This window comes from Bradyrhizobium sp. CCGB12 (genome assembly GCF_024199845.1).
Taxonomy (GTDB): domain Bacteria; phylum Pseudomonadota; class Alphaproteobacteria; order Rhizobiales; family Xanthobacteraceae; genus Bradyrhizobium.
The window spans coordinates 954,482-969,939 of the sequence record NZ_JANADO010000001.1 but is presented as its reverse complement, the minus strand read 5'-3'; the positions used below and the strand labels follow the sequence as shown (position 1 = coordinate 969,939).

Here is a 15,458-nt window from a genome sequence, read left to right as displayed (position 1 = left end):
CCGATGCAACAACATGCCCTACTCCACGAGCTCAGTCGCATGTCGGCGCGCGTTGGCCGCAATATCCTTCTGGTTCAGGGTGCCGGTGGCAATTCTTCGATCAAACACGGCGACCTGCTATGGGTGAAGGCCTCCGGCACCTGGCTTGCGGATGCCGAGCACAAGGACATCTTCGTGCCGGTGTCGCTTGGCATGGCGCGCGCTGCGCTCGCGCAAGGCGACGAACGGGTGCCGCTCGCCTCCGGTGCCGGCACGACGTTGCGCGCATCGATCGAGACGTCCCTCCACGCGCTCATGCCGCATCCGGTCGTCCTGCACGTGCATTCGGTCAACACGATTGCCTGGGCGGTGCGAGCCGACGCACGCGAGGAGTTTGCCAGGCGACTGGACGGACTGGCCTGGCGCTGGCTCGATTATCACCATCCGGGACTGCCACTCGCCAAGGTCGTGAACGACGCACTGGCCAAGGACAGGCTGGATGTGCTGGTCCTTGGCAATCATGGGCTGGTGGTCGGCGCCGAGACCTGCGCCGGCGCAGAGGCAATGGTCGACGAGGTCGAGAGCCGCCTTGCGCTTGCCCCGCGCTCCACAATTCCCGCAGATATAGACGCGCTTCGCTCAATCTCCGCCGGCACGGCTTATCGCCTGCCAAAGGATCCGCAATGCCATAGCGTCGCAATCGATCCTTTCAGCCGCGCAATTGCGACCAGCGGCTCGCTCTATCCCGATCACGTCGTCTTCCTCGGCCCGGGGCTGCCCGTTCTGGAACAGAGCGAGGATCTTCGCGCCCTGGCATCGCGAATGCAGGCGGACGGACTGCCACAGCCGGTCGCGCTGCTCGTTCCAGGCCTCGGTTGCATCGTTCGCAAGGATGCGAGCGACGGCGCCGAGGCGATGCTGAGCTGTCTCGCCCTGGTGACTTGCCGTTTGCCTCTCACTGCGCAGGTCCGCTACCTCACTCAGGAGAATGAGTCCGCATTGTTGAATTGGGATGCCGAGCGATATCGCCAGCAATTGACTGCAGATCGCGGACCGGACTGAAGCGACGCATCGGACACAGACATGCGCAAAGACGCATCGTCGAAGCGATCCAGGCACAGGTAGCGAAGCTCGACTTCGTCTCCTCGTTCCAGATCGCGAGCTGCCGAAGATGACTTGTGCCGCGCGCCGCAAGAGACCTTATGTCGGTAAGGTGCTCCTCGATGGCTTACAGCGAAAAATCTAACCGCACGCCGGCCGGTCTCGGCCAGCCATCAGCGTTCACCCTTCGCGAGGAATGCGCTCCAGCTTCTGCAAGCAACGTGTTGCGCGGACCACGGCCGGCATGTCCTCGTCCGGGAAGTTCGTCTTCCAGTCGGTGACACCGACCTCGCCAACATACATGTCGCCTCGGGAGTCCAGCGCGATGCCATGCGGTGCGAGGAATTTGCCGCTCGCGAGACCGGGGCCATCCTCGCCGCCGAGCCGCGCGATGCGCTTGCCTTTGGCGTCTACGATCGACAGCCGCGGGCCGAGATTGGGCACCTTCCGGTTGACCGGCATGGCGGGGCCGAGCTCGCCGATGACGAAGGTGGGATTCTTAGCCCCACCGCAACAGCACAGCGCGCACGGCCGGTGCAGATTGTTCCACTGCGTCTCATATTTGCCGTTGCCGTCGAACACCTGCACGCGATGGTTCTCGCGATCGGCGACATAGACCCAGCCATCGGCATCGGTGACGATGTTGTGCACGATGTTGAACTGGCCGGGATCAGTACCGGGCTCGCCCCAGCTCCTGATCAGCTTGCCGTCGGGCGTGAACTTGTGCACGCGCGCATTGCCATAGCCGTCGGAGACGTAGATCTCGCCCTTCGGCGACAACGCGGTGTGGGTGCAGCGATGGAAAGGATCGCCGCTCATGAACGGCGCGGGCTTTTCAGGGACGCCGATCGTCAGCAGCACCTTGCCGTCCGTCGTGCATTTTCGCACGGTGTGGTCGCCGTCGTCGGTGCAGTAGAGATTATCGTCGGCATCTATGTGCAGGCCATGGGCGCGCGAGAACAGCCCCTCGCCCCAGCTGCGCAGGAAATTGCCGTCACGGTCGAACACCACCATCGGATGGGCGCCGCGGTTGAACACGTAGATGCGATCCTTACTGTCGATCGCGACGGAAGCGACATCGGTGAGCTGCCAGCCATCCGGCAACTTCGCCCAATTGTCGACGACGCGGTAGCGGTGCTCGCCCGAGCCGAGAATAGCTGCCACCTCATCTCCCATCATTGCAAATGTGCGACGCGGGAGGGGCTTAACCGAACGTGCAGCCCTTGGATTCCAGCACCTTGCCGATACCGGAGAGCTCGAGGATGTCCCCGCCGGCCTTCAGTGCCTTCATCACGCCGGCTTCTTTTTCCTCGCGCGCCGCAGACTTCACGCAGACGTCGGCGATATTCTCCTTCGGCACGATCACGACGCCGTCGTCATCGGCACTCACGATATCGCCGGGGCGGACGGCAATGCCGCCAATGACGATCGGCTGATTGATGGTGCCGAGAGTCTCCTTGACGGTGCCTTTCATACAGAGGCCGTACGAGAAGACGTTGAAGCCGGTGTCGCGTACCGCAAGACCGTCGCGAACGCCGGCATCCGTGACGAGCCCGACGATGCCCTTGGCGACGCAGGCCGTGGCCAGCACCTCGCCGAAGCCGCCCTGCTCGGGATGATCGCCCGCGCTCACCACGAGCACGTCGCCAGGCTTGGCCAGCGAAATCGCCGTGATCAGCATGATGTTGTCGGCTGGATGGCAGCTCACCGTCAGCGCCGGGCCGCACGCGCGCATCCCGGAATAGATCGGCTTGATGCGGGAAGTCAGCGCGCCCAATCGCCCCTGGGCCTCGTGCAGGGTGGACGGAGGAAACTTCTTGATCCGCTCGACGAGGTCTGCACCAGGCCGATCGAATGTTCTGACAACGTGAACCATGGTCCCTCCGACGGTCCGCAATCTGCGCTTCACCTCAGATAATCGACCGCCTCACATCGGAGAATTTCAGATTTTAGGATTGCCACATCGTGTTTCGTTATGGCTCGTCCTTCGGCACATTCAGCGACGATGCAGTGATGGCGGCCGAACCAGGAGGACAATCGAACGGTCCCCAGGTCTTGACGATGATCTCGAGCAATATCTTGTAGACGGCGAACGCGGCGTCGGACAACGCAGCATTATCGGAAATGCATAGCGACATCTGTTGCGAGGCCGACGGTGCATTGATCCGCCGAATGCAGAGTTCGTCGAGGTTCGGCAACTCGTTTGCTATCGACATGGGCAGCACTGCCGCCCCTACTCCGGCTGCAATCGCCGAAGATAAGGTCGATTGGGAATGGATCTCGGCAACGATGCGCGGGCGAAGTCCTACCTCGGCGCAGACCCGCTCGACCGTCTGTCGCAGGAAGGATTCCCGATATGGAAGAAGCAGGTCGAATTGCGCGACCTCCGCCGCCGAAACCTCCTCCGGAGGCATCTGCTCCGGATAGATGCGGCGGGGCGCGACAAGGTAGAAGTACTCGCGCATCAGCGGCTTGTAATCGAGACCGGTCACCGGGCGCTCGCCGTAAAGGACAGCCATATCCATGCTCCCCTTCAGCATCATCTCGCTGAGCATGACCCCGGAGCTGTCGTAAATGTGCGGCACGATGCCGGGATAGCGTTCGCGGACCTGCATCAGCAGCGGGGTCGCCAGCAATGCCGCCGAGCTGAGCGGCGCCAAGCCGATCGTGACGTTGCCGGTCAGCTCCGGTTTGTTGTCCAGAATGGTGCGCCTGGCCTCTTCGATCTGCCGCTGGATCGACTTGGCATAACGATAGAGGATTCGTCCGGCCTCGGTGGGCTTGACCCCGCGGGCGCTGCGGTCGAGCAGCTTGCACTTGAAATCCGCCTCCAGGCTCGCAATGTGCTGGCTCAGGGCCGGCTGTGCGACATTCAGCACCTTCGCCGCGCTCGTCATGCTGCCGAGATCCACGACCTTGATGAAGGCCTCCAAACGTTTCGTATCCAATACGGCGTCTCCGGATATCCAGTCAGGGCAATGCAGCAGCAATAGGCTGAAGCTATGGGATCAGAAGGAATTGTTCTTACCACTGGGAACCCGAGGGGCCTATAGCTGGTGCTGAACTCGTCCGCCGCTCGTGTTGCAGCCGACGCCACCAGCGGGTTGGACGGTAGCAGAGGAGCCCTCGCGAATGGGATTTTCGGACTATCGGACGGCCCTGGTGACGGGCGCATCCTCCGGAATAGGGGCTGCGACGGTTCGCCGCCTGAGTGCGGAAGGGCTCGAAGTCTACGCCGTGGCCCGCGACGCCGCTCGGCTGAGCGCTCTGTCCGCGGAGACCGGATGCCGCGCCTGCGCCGTCGACATCAGCGACCTCGATGCGCTTGCGGCCTTGGCGAAGTCGGCCGAGTTCGACGTCCTGGTGAACAACGCCGGCCAGTCCCGGCGCGGCAATATCCTGGACACCACGCCCGAGGATGTCGACGCCCTCATCGACGTCAATTTGCGCGCGGTCCTGCATCTGACGCGACTGATCGTGCCGGGCATGGCGCGCCGTGATCGCGGCCACGTCGTCAACATCTCCTCCATCGCCGGCCACTATGCGTTTGGCGGCGGCAACACCGTGTATCACGCCACGAAGGCCGGCATTCATTCACTGTCGCAGCAACTGCGTGTCGATCTCTACGGGACCAGGGTTCGCGTCACCGAGATATCGCCGGCCCGGGTCGAGACCGAGGTTTTCGGCCGGCTGCTCGGTGATCTGGCCGAAGCCAAGCGTCGCTTCTTCGACGACTATGATTCACTTCAGCCCGAGGACATCGCCAATTCGATCTCATTCGCGATTGGATCGCCGGCGCGCATGAATGTCGCCTTCATGGAAGTCCTGCCGACCCAGCAAGTCGTCGGCGGTCTCAATTTTGCACAGAAGGGCCGGCCGCCGGCCGACTGACGCATGAACGCCCCGAACTCGACAGGCCGTCAACGCGGAGCGTGACCGTGGACCTCTCCAAAATCGAACAGCTCGTCGATCTCGTTACGCGCTCCTCCATCGCCGAGTTGGACCTCACCCAGGACGGCACCCGCATTCGCATCCTCAAGCGCGCGTCTGCAGGAGCGCCTGCGGTCCCGGCACAGCCTGCAAACCAGATCAAGGTCGAGGCCCCCACTCTCGATCGCCAGGAAAGTTCTGCTCCCGAGGCGACTGCCGACATCGTCGTGCCGGCACCGATGCACGGCGTCTTCTATCGGGCTGCTGCGCCGGAGGAGCCGCCGCTGGTCGAGGTCGGCGCACGGATCGAGGCCGGGCAAAAGATCTGCATCATCGAAGCGATGAAGACCTTCATCGACATCGCCGCCGAGGCACCCGGCGTCGTGCTTGCGATCCTCGCGGAGGACGGTGACGAGATCGAAGCGGGGCAATCCCTGTTCCGGGTCGGCCCTGCGGGTTCATCCTGATGTTCGACAAGGTCCTGATCGCCAATCGCGGCGAGATCGCGCTTCGCATCCAGCGCGCCTGTCGGGCGATGGGTCTCAAGACGGTGGTCATTCACTCGGAGGCGGACCGCGACGCGCGCTATGTCGCGCTCGCCGATGAGGCACTGTGCATCGGGCCGGCGCCGGCGAGCAGCACCTACCTCAACGTGGCGGCAATCCTGCTCGCAGCCGAAGTCAGCGGTGCCCAGGCGATCCACCCGGGTTACGGATTCCTCTCGGAAAGTGCGGAGTTCGCCGATCGGGTCGCGCGCGCCGGTCTCACCTTCATCGGCCCGTCCGCGGATTGTATCCGGACCATGGGCGACAAGGTCGCGGCCAAGCGCGCGATGCGGCTCGCGGGCGTGCCTTGCGTGCCGGGCCCGGACAGCGCCCTGCCGGATGATCCAGCCGAGGTGCGCGCGATCGCGCGAGACATCGGATACCCCGTGATCATCAAGGCCGCCGGTGGGGGCGGCGGGCGTGGCATGCGGATCGTACGCAACGAAGGCACGCTGGACGAGGCGCTTGCGTTGACCCGCGCGGAAGCCAGCAAGGCCTTCAAAAACGCTGCGGTCTACATCGAGAAGTTCCTCGAAAAACCTCGCCATATCGAGATCCAGGTGTTGTGCGATCAGCACGACAACCATCTCTGGCTCGGCGACCGCGACTGCTCGCTTCAGCGCAGAAACCAGAAGGTCGTCGAAGAAGCCCCCGCGCCCGGCATCGATCGCGCGCTGATCGAGCAGGTGGGCGCAAGCTGCGTCGAGGCCTGCCGGCGGATCGGCTATCGCGGCGCCGGCACCTTCGAATTTCTTTACGAAGGCGGGCAGTTCTTCTTCATCGAGATGAACACGCGCGTCCAGGTGGAGCATCCCGTCACCGAGATGACGACTGGGATCGACATCGTCAAGGAGCAGATACGCATCGCACGGGGCGAAGCGCTGGGCATTGCGCAAGACGAAATCGCCCGTGTCGGCCATGCCGTCGAATTCCGCATCAATGCCGAAGACCCCGCCACCCTCGCGCCCTCGCCCGGCACGGTCACGCGCTGGGACGTGCCGGGCGGCATCGGCATCCGCGTCGATTCGCATATCGCCGCCGGCGCCATAGTTCCCCGTCACTATGATTCGCTGATCGGCAAGCTCATCGCCCATGGCGGCACTCGCGAGGAAGCCCTGGCGCGCGCACGCGTCGCCTTGTCCGAGTTGCGCGCCGAAGGCATCCGAACCAATGTGCCGTTGCATCAGGCGATCCTCGCCGATCCGACGTTCTGCTGCGGCGGCTACGACATCCATCATCTCGAGCACTGGATGAATGCGCGGGTGGCCGCGCCATGACGACGCCGGACCGGCCACGGATCAGCCTGCTCGGGACATCGGCCCTCCTGTTCGAGGCGCCCGGCGCGTTCGACCTGCCGCATCAGCGGCGAATCTGGTCGCTGGCGGCGACGGCGTCGAAATGGCCGGGAATTCGCGAGGCCATTCCCGGCATCACCAATTTGATGCTGACCTTCGAGACGCCTCCCCGCGAACTCGGCCCCCTGATCGCCGCACTCAACGACAGCTGGGAAAAGGCAGATGGCCTCGCGATCGGCGGCCGCGAGATCAGGCTGCCGGTCGCCTATGGCGGCGAGATCGGATCGTCTCTTCAGTCCGTCGCTGATCATTGCGGCTTGTCCGTCGACGACGTGGTCTCGATCCATGCCGCCCCGCTCTACACGGTGTTCGCACTCGGCAGCCACCCCGGTTATTGCTACCTCGGCGGCATGGATCCGCGTATCACCATGCCGCGCCGTCAGACGCCGCTGCAACGCTCCGCGGGCGGCTCGGTATCGATCGGCGGATCGCAGACCGGTGTCTCCGCTTCGCCCGGGCCGAGCGGCTGGCACGCCATCGGGCATACGAGCTGGACGTTCTTCAATTCGTCCTGGCCGACGCCTGCCGCGCTGGCTCCGGGCGATACGATCCGGTTCGCGATCGAACGGGTGATCCGGTGATCGAGATCCTGTCAGTCACGGGGCCCGCCAGCGTCCAGGATCTCGGCCGCTTCGACCAGTATCGCTTCGGGGTCGGGACTTCAGGTGCGATGGACGACGTCGCACTGCGTGCCGGCAACATTCTTCTCGGCAACGACGAGAATGCCGCCGGCATCGAAATCCCGATGCCGCCGTTCAAGCTTCGTTTCGACCGGGACATGGCCTTTGCGCTCACGGGCGCCGATGTCAAGGCCGAAATCGGGGGACGCGTGATCCCGCCCTGGTGGCGGTCGCACGCCTGTGCCGGCGAAATCTTGACCATCAAGGCAATGCCCCGCGGCGCACGAAGCTATCTAACATTCGGCGGCGGCATCGACGTGCCCATGGCGTTGGGGTCGCGCAGCACGCAATTTCGCGGCGAGTTCGGCGGCTGGCACGGACGGCCGCTCCAGCCCGGCGACATCCTGCCCTGCGCCGCGTCGACTGCGGCCATCGAGGAGCTCGGGGTCGAGCCGGCCGAGATCACGCTGGCGCGACCGAGCGCCGCTGCGGACGAGACCGTCGTCAGGGTCGTGATTGCCGGCGAGTATGACGGGTTCGACGCCGCCACGCAGGCGCTGTTCTGGTCCAGTAGCTGGAAGATCACGCCGCAGAGCAACCGTTACGGCTACCGCCTGCAAGGCCCCGCCGTGAAGCCGAAGACGCCGATCGAGAAGCGATCGCACGGCATCGTCCCCGGCGTCATCCAGATTCCGCCGAACGGACAGCCGATCATCCAGATGCGCGACGCACAGACGTCCGGTGGCTACCCGAAGATCGCAACCGTGATCCAGGCCGATCTGTGGCGCGTCGGACAAGCGCGGCTCGGCAGCAAGTTGCGGTTCGAGCAAACTGCCTATGCCGATGCACTTGCAGCCGAGGACGAGATGTCGGCCTATCTCGCTCGGCTCAGGACCAATGCGCGTCTTGTCGAGGAGACCAGAACATGCCGATAGAGCTGACCGATATCGCGCGTCTGGCGCAAATCCTCGAAAGGTCCGGCGTCGACACGATCGAAATCGAGGAACCCGGCCAATCGCTGAAGCTCGTCGTCGACACGGGTCCGCGAATGGTGGCGTCACCGATGCTTGCCGCCCCCGCTGCAGACCATTCCATCATCGCTAAAACCGACGTCGCAGGGCATTTCCTTGCGGCTCATCCCTGGCGGGACAAGCCGTTCGTCGCACAGGGCGAGCGCGTCGAGGCCGGCGCGATCGTCGGCCTCGTCAAGATCGGGCTCTTGTATGCGCCCATCGTGGCGCCGGCCGCCGGCACGATCGATGCCGTGATCGCGGAGCCTGGCGCAACGGTCGGCTACGGCACACCGATTGTGCGCATCCGCCCGCATACTGGGGGCAACCCGATCAATTGAGCAGGACGGTTGCGGGCGTCACCTCGCCGCCACCCTGCTCGATCACGCGGCGCACCGTGCCGGCGAGGTTGACCGATCCCGGCGTATCGCTGTGGATCAGGATCGAGCGCGCCTCGACCTTGATCGACTTGCCTTCGATCGTCTGCACAGTGCCGCTGTCGAGGAAGCGCTTGACCCGCTCGGCCACCGCGTCAGTCGAGGTGATGACGGAGTTGGGAAGCTTGCGGGACACCAGATGGCCGTTCTCGTCGTAGGCGCGGTCAGCCAGGAACAGCGTCAGGATGCGCAGGCCCACCTTGCGCGCGGCGCGCACGATCTCGGCGTCAGGCTGCGAGAACACGATGAAATCGCGATTGATGGTCGCAATCGCACGGGCGGCGACATCGGCCATGTCAGGGTCGGCATTGACCATGTTGCCCATCGCGGCGTGGAAGCTGACATGGGTCACACGATGGCCCGCATTGGCCGCGATCGCCTGCAAGGCGCCGATCTGATAGACCATGTGCTTCTCGAGCTCGGCGGCATCCATCTGGATCACGCGCCGGCCAAACCCGAGCAGGTCGGGCAGGCCCGGATGGGCGCCGACCTCGACCCCCTTCTGCTTGGCGAGGCGAACCATGCGATCCATGATGATGGGATCGCCGGCATGGAAACCGCATGCCACGTTGGCCGACGAAATGATGCTCATCAGCGCCTCGTCGTCGCAGATGCGATAATTGCCGAAGCCTTCGCCCATGTCCGAATTGATGCCGATTTTCATGTTCGTACCCTGCTCTTGTTCTTGTTGACGTCCACTCAAAGCGCTCGGTAGAGGTCCGCGGTCGCACGCAACTTCGCGAGGTAGTCGTTGACGGGAGCCATGGCCGCGACCGCGTCCTGGTAGCTCACCTCACTGAAGGCGATGAACGATCCTGGCGCCGCCTGGCCGAGGCGCCAGAGATCAGCCTGGATCACGGCCGCCATCTTCGGATAGCCACCGGCCGTGTTGGCATCGCTCATCTGGATGATCGGCTCGCCGGCCGGGGGCACCTGCACGACGCCAGCCACCACGCCGTGCGAACGCATCTCGACCGGCGCATCCAATCTCAGCTTGCCACCGGTAAGACGGTAGCCGCCCCGGTCGCTCCGGGCGCTGATCTTCCACGTCGTGGACCAGAACGTCGCCTGCATCGCCTCCGAAAACAGATCATACTCGCCGGCCCGCATGACGCGTATCCGCAGCACACAGTCTTCCGCTGGAGCCGCACCCGCGATCGCAACATCCGGTGGCGCGACGCCGAAATCGAAGCGACCGTCGCTCTTGCCCTGCGTGTTCCCGATCGGCACGACATCACCCACCTGCAAGGTGCGTCCCTCGAGCCCGCCGAAGCCGCCGCGCAGATGCGTGCTGCGCGAGCCCAGCACGCGTGGAATATCGATTCCGCCACCGAAGGTCGCGTAGACCCGCGCGCCACGCCGCGGCGTCGCGATCGCGAGAACATCGCTCGCCTTCGCCCGCGTGCACCACCACGGCCGGACGGTTGATCCCGCCAGCGTCGAGTCGTGATCGGCGCCGGTGAGCGCAAATGCGGTGTCGGCCGAAAAACGCAGGCGGAACGGGAAGGTCTGGATCTCGATGCCGGCCGCATTGTCGTCATTGCCGAGCAGTGCATTGCCGGCGGCGAGCGCGACGGGATCCATTGCACCCGAGGTGCTCACGCCGAAACGCCGCGCGCCGTAGCGGCCCAGGTCCTGAATTGTGTTGAAGGCGGGGCTGGTCAGAATCTCGATCACAGCTCGATCCGATCGATCCTGAATTTGACACGGTCGCCCGGAAGCATGAGCGAGGGCTGTTCGGCGCTCGGATCGAACATCGCGACCGAGGCCCAGCCGATGGCATTCCATCCATTGGGACTTGTCAGCACCGCCACGCCTGTCTGCATCCCGCCGATGGTCACCGAGCCTGCCCGCATGTTGAGCGACGGCACCGATTTGCGCGGCATATGAATGCGCGGGTCGAGGCCGTGGAGATAACCAAATCCCGGAGAGCTCGCGACGGCGCAGACAGTATATTCGCCTTCGCTGTGAATCCTGATGACGTCGCGCTCGGACAATCCGGCGCGCTTCGCAACCGCAGGCAAATCAAAGCCGAGTTCGCCGCCATAGATCACGGGAATCTCGATGAGCTTTCCGTCGGCCTTGCGCCCGAGCGCACGATGCCACAGTTCGACGATCGAAGCGCTGAGCATGCCGATATCGGCCGGCGGCTGCTCGAACAAAAGCATCACATTGGTGACACCAATGACGGCCTCCTGGACGTTGGGCCAGGCGGAAACCGCATCCGCAAGTGCCCAGACGCGTCCCTGCTGCACCAGGTCGAAGTCACCCGGCGCCTCGACCAGCATCGCAAGCGTGCCGATCAAGCTGATCTTCGGGCTTTTTTCGATCGTGCCGACAAAGGGAGCGTTGGGCTGATTAATCGACAAAATGGCCTCGCTGGTCGAACGCCCGTGGCGCTGCCACCCTCAAATCTAGCGAAGCGGCGCAAGCCGATCCAAGACGATGTTCGTCTGCGGGTATAAGGGATGTCGATTGCCAGCAGGACGCCGCGCTCGCCTCCGACTTCAGTGACGCGCAATGACGTGATTGCTGGGCGACTCCCACCGCGCCACGACCTCCTCGCCCACGGCGTACCGGAGTCCGGCCTGCTGCGACTGGTTCTGCTCGAACACGATGATCTGCCCGCCACTCGGCGTCTTGAGATAGTAGTGACTGACGAATCCGCGATAGATGGCCTGATCGACACGCGCCGTCACGCTATTGGCACGTTGCGCCACCGAGCTCTGGCCAATTCGCTCGACGATGATTGCTTCGGGCCTGATCGAGACCATCACGTCGCTGGCCGACGATGATATCTGATCAACCTGAAGGCTGAGTTCGGGCGAGACACGAACGACCGCCCCGCTCCCGTTGCGCTGCTCAATGGGTCCCTCGAACAGATTCGACGCGCCGATGAACTGCGCGACGAATTTCGAGGCCGGCCGCTGGTAGATTTCCGTCGCCGAGCCGACCTGCTCGAGCTTGCCATCGCGCATCACCACGATCTTGTCGGCCATGGTCAGGGCTTCGTCCTGGTCGTGGGTTACCATGATGGTGGTCAGGCCAAGCCTGCGCTGGAGTGCGCGGAGCTCGACCTGCATGCTCTCGCGAAGCCCCTTGTCGAGCGCCCCGAGCGGCTCGTCGAGCAGCAGCATCGCCGGCTCGATCACCAGAGCCCGCCCCAGCGCGACGCGCTGTTGCTGACCGCCGGAGAGCTGCGAGGGATAGCGCTTCCCGAAGCTGGAGAGCTGGACGAGATTGAGGGCTTCGGCCACCTTCCTCGCAGCATCGGCCTTGGATATCCCGCGCATCTCCAGGCCGAATGCGATGTTCTCCTCGACGGTCAGATGAGGGAACAGCGCGTAGTTTTGGAACAGCATTCCGACGTTGCGGCGATGCACGAGAACGTCGGTCATCCTCTTGTCGTTGACGAAGACGTCGCCGGATGTCGGACGGATCAGCCCCGCGATCATGCGGAGGCAGGTCGTCTTGCCGCATCCGCTTGGACCGAGCAGCGCAACCATGTGACCCGGCTCGATCGCGAGCGACACCTCGTCGACCGCGACCATGCGGGCGTAATTCTTGCTGAGGCGATCAAGCCTGACTTCGGACGACCTCATGGCACCCCCGCTCAGCTCGTGAACACTTGGTTATAGCGTTCCAACCACGGACCGCGGCGCGGAACGATGAAGTTCCAGTCCGGCGTGAACAGCCCTAGATCGGTTGCCTTGGTGTCGGGATAGGCAAGGAACTTGGCTGTCTCCGGCTTGAAGTCGATACCGCCCACCGAGGGCGCGCTGAGGGTCTGCTCGGACAACATCTTGGCGACCGAAGGCTCCAAAATGCGGTTGATCAGGGCACAAGCGAGCTCGGGCTCGGGCGCATTCTTGACCAGTGTCATGCTGTTGATTCCGGTGAACGCGCCCTCCTTGGGGAACGTCATGTCGATCGGCATGCCCTTCGCCGTATGCGGATAGATCGCCTTCGAGTACTCGATGCCGCCGATCGCCGCCTGGCCCTGGGCTACCTGGAGAACCTGGGCCTCGCTGTCGTAGATCGTCAGGATGTTGGGCTTGAGAGACGCGAGCTTGTCCCAGCCGCTGTCGACCAGGTATTGCGCCTCCTTCAGCGGCTTTCCGGTCACCAGCGCCGTGGCGACGATGAGCATCAGCACGCTCTGAGTGTTCTTGGGCGTATTCAGCAGGATCTGCTTGCGATACTTCGCGTCGAAGATCTGCTCATAGCTCCCGAGCGGCTTTGTCACCTGCGGATTGATGAACATGGCGGCACTGGAGATCGAAAAACCGACGCCATGGCCGTCCTCAAAGAGATAGCGCTGATAGACCTTGGCGAGGTTGGGGATCTTGCTCGCGTCGAGCTTGTCGATCAACCCCTCCTGCTTGGCCTGGGGGATGCCGACGTCGTCCATCATCATCATGCTGAAGCGCGGTGTGTCGCGGGTCGCGCGGAGCGCGGCGATATTGGAGAGCGTCGCGCCTTCGATCGTGAAGACGCGACACTTGAACTCGGCCTCAAACTTGGGGATGACCTCTTTCTGGATCAGCTTGCCCAGCGCGGAGTTGTAGACGCCGACGTGCAATTGCTTGGTGTCCTGCGCCAATGCCCGGCTGATGATCGTCGGGAAGGCAATCGCAGATGCACCGGCCTGAATGAGAGTCCTACGTGTCAGCTTCATGAATCCAATCTCCATCACCAATGCACATTAAGCGGCCAGCGCGCGGCGAAGGCCGACCAGTTTCTCCAGCAACAGAACGCCGACCATCGCCATAATGATGATGATCGTCGACATTGCCGGCACGGAAGGATCGAAGACGTTGACCAGTTGCCGCATCAGGACGAGCGGCACGGGCGAGTATTCCGAGTTCGCCAGCCACATCGTGACCGGGTAATTGTCGAAGGACACCATGAAGGCGAACAGCCCGCCGGCAGCGACGCCGGAGGCGATCTGCGGCAGCGTCACGCGCCAGAAGGTCCACAACCGGTTCGCGCCGAGCGTGCGCGCAGCGTCCTCCAGATTCTCGTCGACCAGTTGAAGGCTGGTGACGACCGTGCGGATGACGTAGGGCGACGTCACGACCACGTGCCCGATCAAAAGATTGAGCCGCGCATCCTGGGAACCAAGCTTGGTCAGGACCTGAAGCAGCGCCAGGCCGGTGACCAGCGCCGGAAAGATCAGCGGCGACAGCAGGAACCCCTTGATCGCCGACAGGCCGAAGAAGTGGCCGCGCACCAGCGCAAAGGCCGCGGGCACGCCCAGCAGCAGCGATCCCGCCGTCGTGCCGAGCGCGAGCAGAATGCTCAGCCTCATCGCCTCGAGGAAGTCGCGGTCCTGGAGAACCTTGGCGTACCATTTCAGCGTGAAGCCCTGCGGAGGAAAGGTCACGAAATAAGAATCGGATACCGACACCGCCATGACGAGAAGCAGCGGCGCCAGGATGAACACCATCATGCCGGCGGTGACGGTGTAGAGGATGAATGCGCCGAAGCCGGAAAATCGCTCGTCCATCACTCGGGCCTCCTGAGACGCCGGCCTTCCAGCAGCCACATCGAGACACCGTTCACCGCGAGGACCAGGCCGACGAGAACGACGGCGATCGCAGCGCCGAACGGCCAGTCATAGACGACGAAGATCTGCTGCTCGATCAGATTGCCGAGCATGACCGCCGAGGCGCCGCCCAGGATCGCGGGAATGACGAAGGAGCCGGCGGTGAGCGAAAAGACCAGGGTAAAACCCGCCACGAAGCCCGGCATGCTCAACGGCAGCGTCACCCGAAGGAACACCTTCCACCATGGCGCGCCGAGCATACGGGCCGCATCCTCGAGGTTGGGGTCGATCTTGCCGAGCGCCGAGGCCAGCGGCAGCACCATCATCGGGAAGAACACGTGCAGCGACCCGATGACGACCGCCACTTCGGTGTAGAGGACCGAGATCGGTGCATCGACGACGTGCAGCGACATCAAGATCCAGTTCAGCATGCCCTTCGGACCGTTCTGGAGCACCAGCTGCCAGCCGTATCCACGAACGACCACGCTGACGATCAAGGGAGCAATGACGATCAAGGTGATGATGCGCGTGACCATCGGACGGCTCTTGACCATCACCAGCGCGACCGGATAGGCGAGCACCGTCGCAAGCACCGAGGTGATGATGCTGATCCGCAGCGTGGTCCAAAGCACGCGCGCGTAGAGTTCGACATTGACGAGGCGCGCGTAGTGCGCGAGCGTGAACGGGCGGCCGATGATACCGCGGCTGTCCTGTGTCTGGATGCTTGAGAGCAGCAGCCCCAGAGCCGGATAGAAGAAGAAATACGTCAAGAATGCCAGCATCGGGACGGCGAGAAGCCCGACCGGCAGAGCCAGACGCCACCGCAATGCCCGCCGGGTTGCCGGTGGAGCTTGAACACCTAAGACTGCCACCGCATCGTCGCTGGTGGTCATCGCTGGCCGTCCTCGACTGCGCGATCCCAAGGCATACCCC

General features: G+C 63.7%; 17 protein-coding genes. 7 read left to right on the top strand and 10 right to left on the bottom strand.

Annotated elements, in window-relative coordinates; genetic code table 11:
• Positions 1 to 3 precede the first annotated feature (3 nt).
• Positions 4 to 1,041 carry a class II aldolase/adducin family protein gene (locus tag NLM27_RS04495; protein WP_254142198.1) on the top strand — a complete coding sequence of 346 codons (1,038 nt, stop codon included), beginning with the start codon at positions 4 to 6 and terminating at the stop codon, positions 1,039 to 1,041.
• 219 nt (positions 1,042 to 1,260) lie between these two features.
• On the opposite strand, the gene NLM27_RS04490 is transcribed toward NLM27_RS04495, so the two are convergent.
• The 3 genes from NLM27_RS04490 to NLM27_RS04480 all read right to left on the bottom strand — a co-directional run bounded on the left by NLM27_RS04490 (position 1,261) and on the right by NLM27_RS04480 (position 4,013).
• Positions 1,261 to 2,244 (bottom strand): peptidyl-alpha-hydroxyglycine alpha-amidating lyase family protein, encoded by a 984-nt coding sequence (locus tag NLM27_RS04490; RefSeq protein WP_254142197.1) that lies wholly within the window; start codon positions 2,242 to 2,244, stop codon positions 1,261 to 1,263.
• 40 nt (positions 2,245 to 2,284) lie between these two features.
• The gene (locus NLM27_RS04485; RefSeq protein WP_254142196.1) at positions 2,285 to 2,956 is read right to left on the bottom strand and encodes a 4-carboxy-4-hydroxy-2-oxoadipate aldolase/oxaloacetate decarboxylase; all 672 of its coding nucleotides are present in this window, start codon (positions 2,954 to 2,956) and stop codon (positions 2,285 to 2,287) included.
• Positions 2,957 to 3,053: 97 nt separating this feature from the next.
• Positions 3,054 to 4,013 carry a LysR substrate-binding domain-containing protein gene (locus NLM27_RS04480; protein WP_254142195.1) on the bottom strand — a complete coding sequence of 320 codons (960 nt, stop codon included), beginning with the start codon at positions 4,011 to 4,013 and terminating at the stop codon, positions 3,054 to 3,056.
• Positions 4,014 to 4,212: 199 nt separating this feature from the next.
• On the opposite strand from NLM27_RS04480, the gene NLM27_RS04475 reads away from it, so the two are divergent.
• The 6 genes from NLM27_RS04475 to NLM27_RS04450 are packed head-to-tail and all read left to right on the top strand — an operon-like array spanning position 4,213 to position 8,881.
• A complete protein-coding gene (locus NLM27_RS04475) occupies positions 4,213 to 4,971 on the top strand; it encodes an SDR family oxidoreductase (RefSeq protein WP_254142194.1) in 759 nt (252 codons plus the stop codon).
• 47 nt (positions 4,972 to 5,018) lie between these two features.
• On the top strand, positions 5,019 to 5,477 hold the full coding sequence (gene accB / locus NLM27_RS43765) for an acetyl-CoA carboxylase biotin carboxyl carrier protein (RefSeq protein ID WP_254142193.1): 459 nt from the start codon (positions 5,019 to 5,021) through the stop codon (positions 5,475 to 5,477).
• Complete coding sequence (gene accC, locus NLM27_RS04465) at positions 5,477 to 6,832, top strand: acetyl-CoA carboxylase biotin carboxylase subunit (protein ID WP_254142192.1); 1,356 nt, start codon at positions 5,477 to 5,479, stop codon at positions 6,830 to 6,832. The genes accB and accC overlap by 1 nt, the downstream gene beginning before the upstream one ends.
• The gene (gene pxpB / locus NLM27_RS04460) at positions 6,829 to 7,491 is read left to right on the top strand and encodes a 5-oxoprolinase subunit PxpB (protein WP_254142191.1); all 663 of its coding nucleotides are present in this window, start codon (positions 6,829 to 6,831) and stop codon (positions 7,489 to 7,491) included. The genes accC and pxpB (NLM27_RS04460) overlap by 4 nt, the downstream gene beginning before the upstream one ends.
• Complete coding sequence (locus NLM27_RS04455; protein ID WP_254142190.1) at positions 7,488 to 8,465, top strand: biotin-dependent carboxyltransferase family protein; 978 nt, start codon at positions 7,488 to 7,490, stop codon at positions 8,463 to 8,465. The genes pxpB (NLM27_RS04460) and NLM27_RS04455 overlap by 4 nt, the downstream gene beginning before the upstream one ends.
• Positions 8,456 to 8,881 carry an acetyl-CoA carboxylase biotin carboxyl carrier protein subunit gene (locus NLM27_RS04450; protein ID WP_254142189.1) on the top strand — a complete coding sequence of 142 codons (426 nt, stop codon included), beginning with the start codon at positions 8,456 to 8,458 and terminating at the stop codon, positions 8,879 to 8,881. The genes NLM27_RS04455 and NLM27_RS04450 overlap by 10 nt, the downstream gene beginning before the upstream one ends.
• Here the strand turns inward: NLM27_RS04450 and NLM27_RS04445 are convergent.
• From NLM27_RS04445 to NLM27_RS04415, 7 genes are all read right to left on the bottom strand, one after another.
• A complete protein-coding gene (locus tag NLM27_RS04445; RefSeq protein WP_254142188.1) occupies positions 8,874 to 9,641 on the bottom strand; it encodes a LamB/YcsF family protein in 768 nt (255 codons plus the stop codon). The two genes, NLM27_RS04450 and NLM27_RS04445, sit on opposite strands and share 8 nt — an antisense overlap.
• A 35-nt stretch (positions 9,642 to 9,676) precedes the next feature.
• Positions 9,677 to 10,654: a biotin-dependent carboxyltransferase family protein gene (locus tag NLM27_RS04440; protein WP_254142187.1), complete on the bottom strand. Its 978-nt coding sequence runs from the start codon at positions 10,652 to 10,654 to the stop codon at positions 9,677 to 9,679.
• Positions 10,651 to 11,346, bottom strand: coding sequence for a 5-oxoprolinase subunit PxpB (gene pxpB / locus NLM27_RS04435; protein WP_254142186.1), 696 nt, complete (start codon positions 11,344 to 11,346; stop codon positions 10,651 to 10,653). Before pxpB (NLM27_RS04435) ends, NLM27_RS04440 begins: the two co-directional genes overlap by 4 nt.
• Before the next feature lie 138 nt (positions 11,347 to 11,484).
• Positions 11,485 to 12,579: an ABC transporter ATP-binding protein gene (locus NLM27_RS04430; RefSeq protein WP_254142185.1), complete on the bottom strand. Its 1,095-nt coding sequence runs from the start codon at positions 12,577 to 12,579 to the stop codon at positions 11,485 to 11,487.
• 11 nt (positions 12,580 to 12,590) lie between these two features.
• On the bottom strand, positions 12,591 to 13,655 hold the full coding sequence (locus NLM27_RS04425; RefSeq protein ID WP_254142184.1) for an extracellular solute-binding protein: 1,065 nt from the start codon (positions 13,653 to 13,655) through the stop codon (positions 12,591 to 12,593).
• A gap of 27 nt (positions 13,656 to 13,682) precedes the next feature.
• Positions 13,683 to 14,486, bottom strand: a complete 804-nt coding sequence (locus NLM27_RS04420) for an ABC transporter permease (RefSeq protein WP_254142183.1) — start codon at positions 14,484 to 14,486, stop codon at positions 13,683 to 13,685.
• Positions 14,486 to 15,418, bottom strand: a complete 933-nt coding sequence (locus tag NLM27_RS04415) for an ABC transporter permease (RefSeq protein ID WP_254142182.1) — start codon at positions 15,416 to 15,418, stop codon at positions 14,486 to 14,488. The genes NLM27_RS04420 and NLM27_RS04415 overlap by 1 nt, the downstream gene beginning before the upstream one ends.
• Between the last annotated feature and the right edge of the window lie 40 nt (positions 15,419 to 15,458).

Coding starts and splice junctions, on each gene's coding strand:
- NLM27_RS04495 (WP_254142198.1), top strand. CDS start 4: ATGCAACAACATGCCCTACTCCACGAGCTCAGTCGCATGTCGGCGCGC.
- NLM27_RS04485 (WP_254142196.1), bottom strand. CDS start 2,956: ATGGTTCACGTTGTCAGAACATTCGATCGGCCTGGTGCAGACCTCGTC.
- NLM27_RS04475 (WP_254142194.1), top strand. CDS start 4,213: ATGGGATTTTCGGACTATCGGACGGCCCTGGTGACGGGCGCATCCTCC.
- accC (WP_254142192.1), top strand. CDS start 5,477: ATGTTCGACAAGGTCCTGATCGCCAATCGCGGCGAGATCGCGCTTCGC.
- pxpB (WP_254142191.1), top strand. CDS start 6,829: ATGACGACGCCGGACCGGCCACGGATCAGCCTGCTCGGGACATCGGCC.
- NLM27_RS04450 (WP_254142189.1), top strand. CDS start 8,456: ATGCCGATAGAGCTGACCGATATCGCGCGTCTGGCGCAAATCCTCGAA.
- NLM27_RS04445 (WP_254142188.1), bottom strand. CDS start 9,641: ATGAAAATCGGCATCAATTCGGACATGGGCGAAGGCTTCGGCAATTAT.
- NLM27_RS04430 (WP_254142185.1), bottom strand. CDS start 12,579: ATGAGGTCGTCCGAAGTCAGGCTTGATCGCCTCAGCAAGAATTACGCC.
- NLM27_RS04425 (WP_254142184.1), bottom strand. CDS start 13,655: ATGAAGCTGACACGTAGGACTCTCATTCAGGCCGGTGCATCTGCGATT.
- NLM27_RS04420 (WP_254142183.1), bottom strand. CDS start 14,486: ATGGACGAGCGATTTTCCGGCTTCGGCGCATTCATCCTCTACACCGTC.
- NLM27_RS04415 (WP_254142182.1), bottom strand. CDS start 15,418: ATGACCACCAGCGACGATGCGGTGGCAGTCTTAGGTGTTCAAGCTCCA.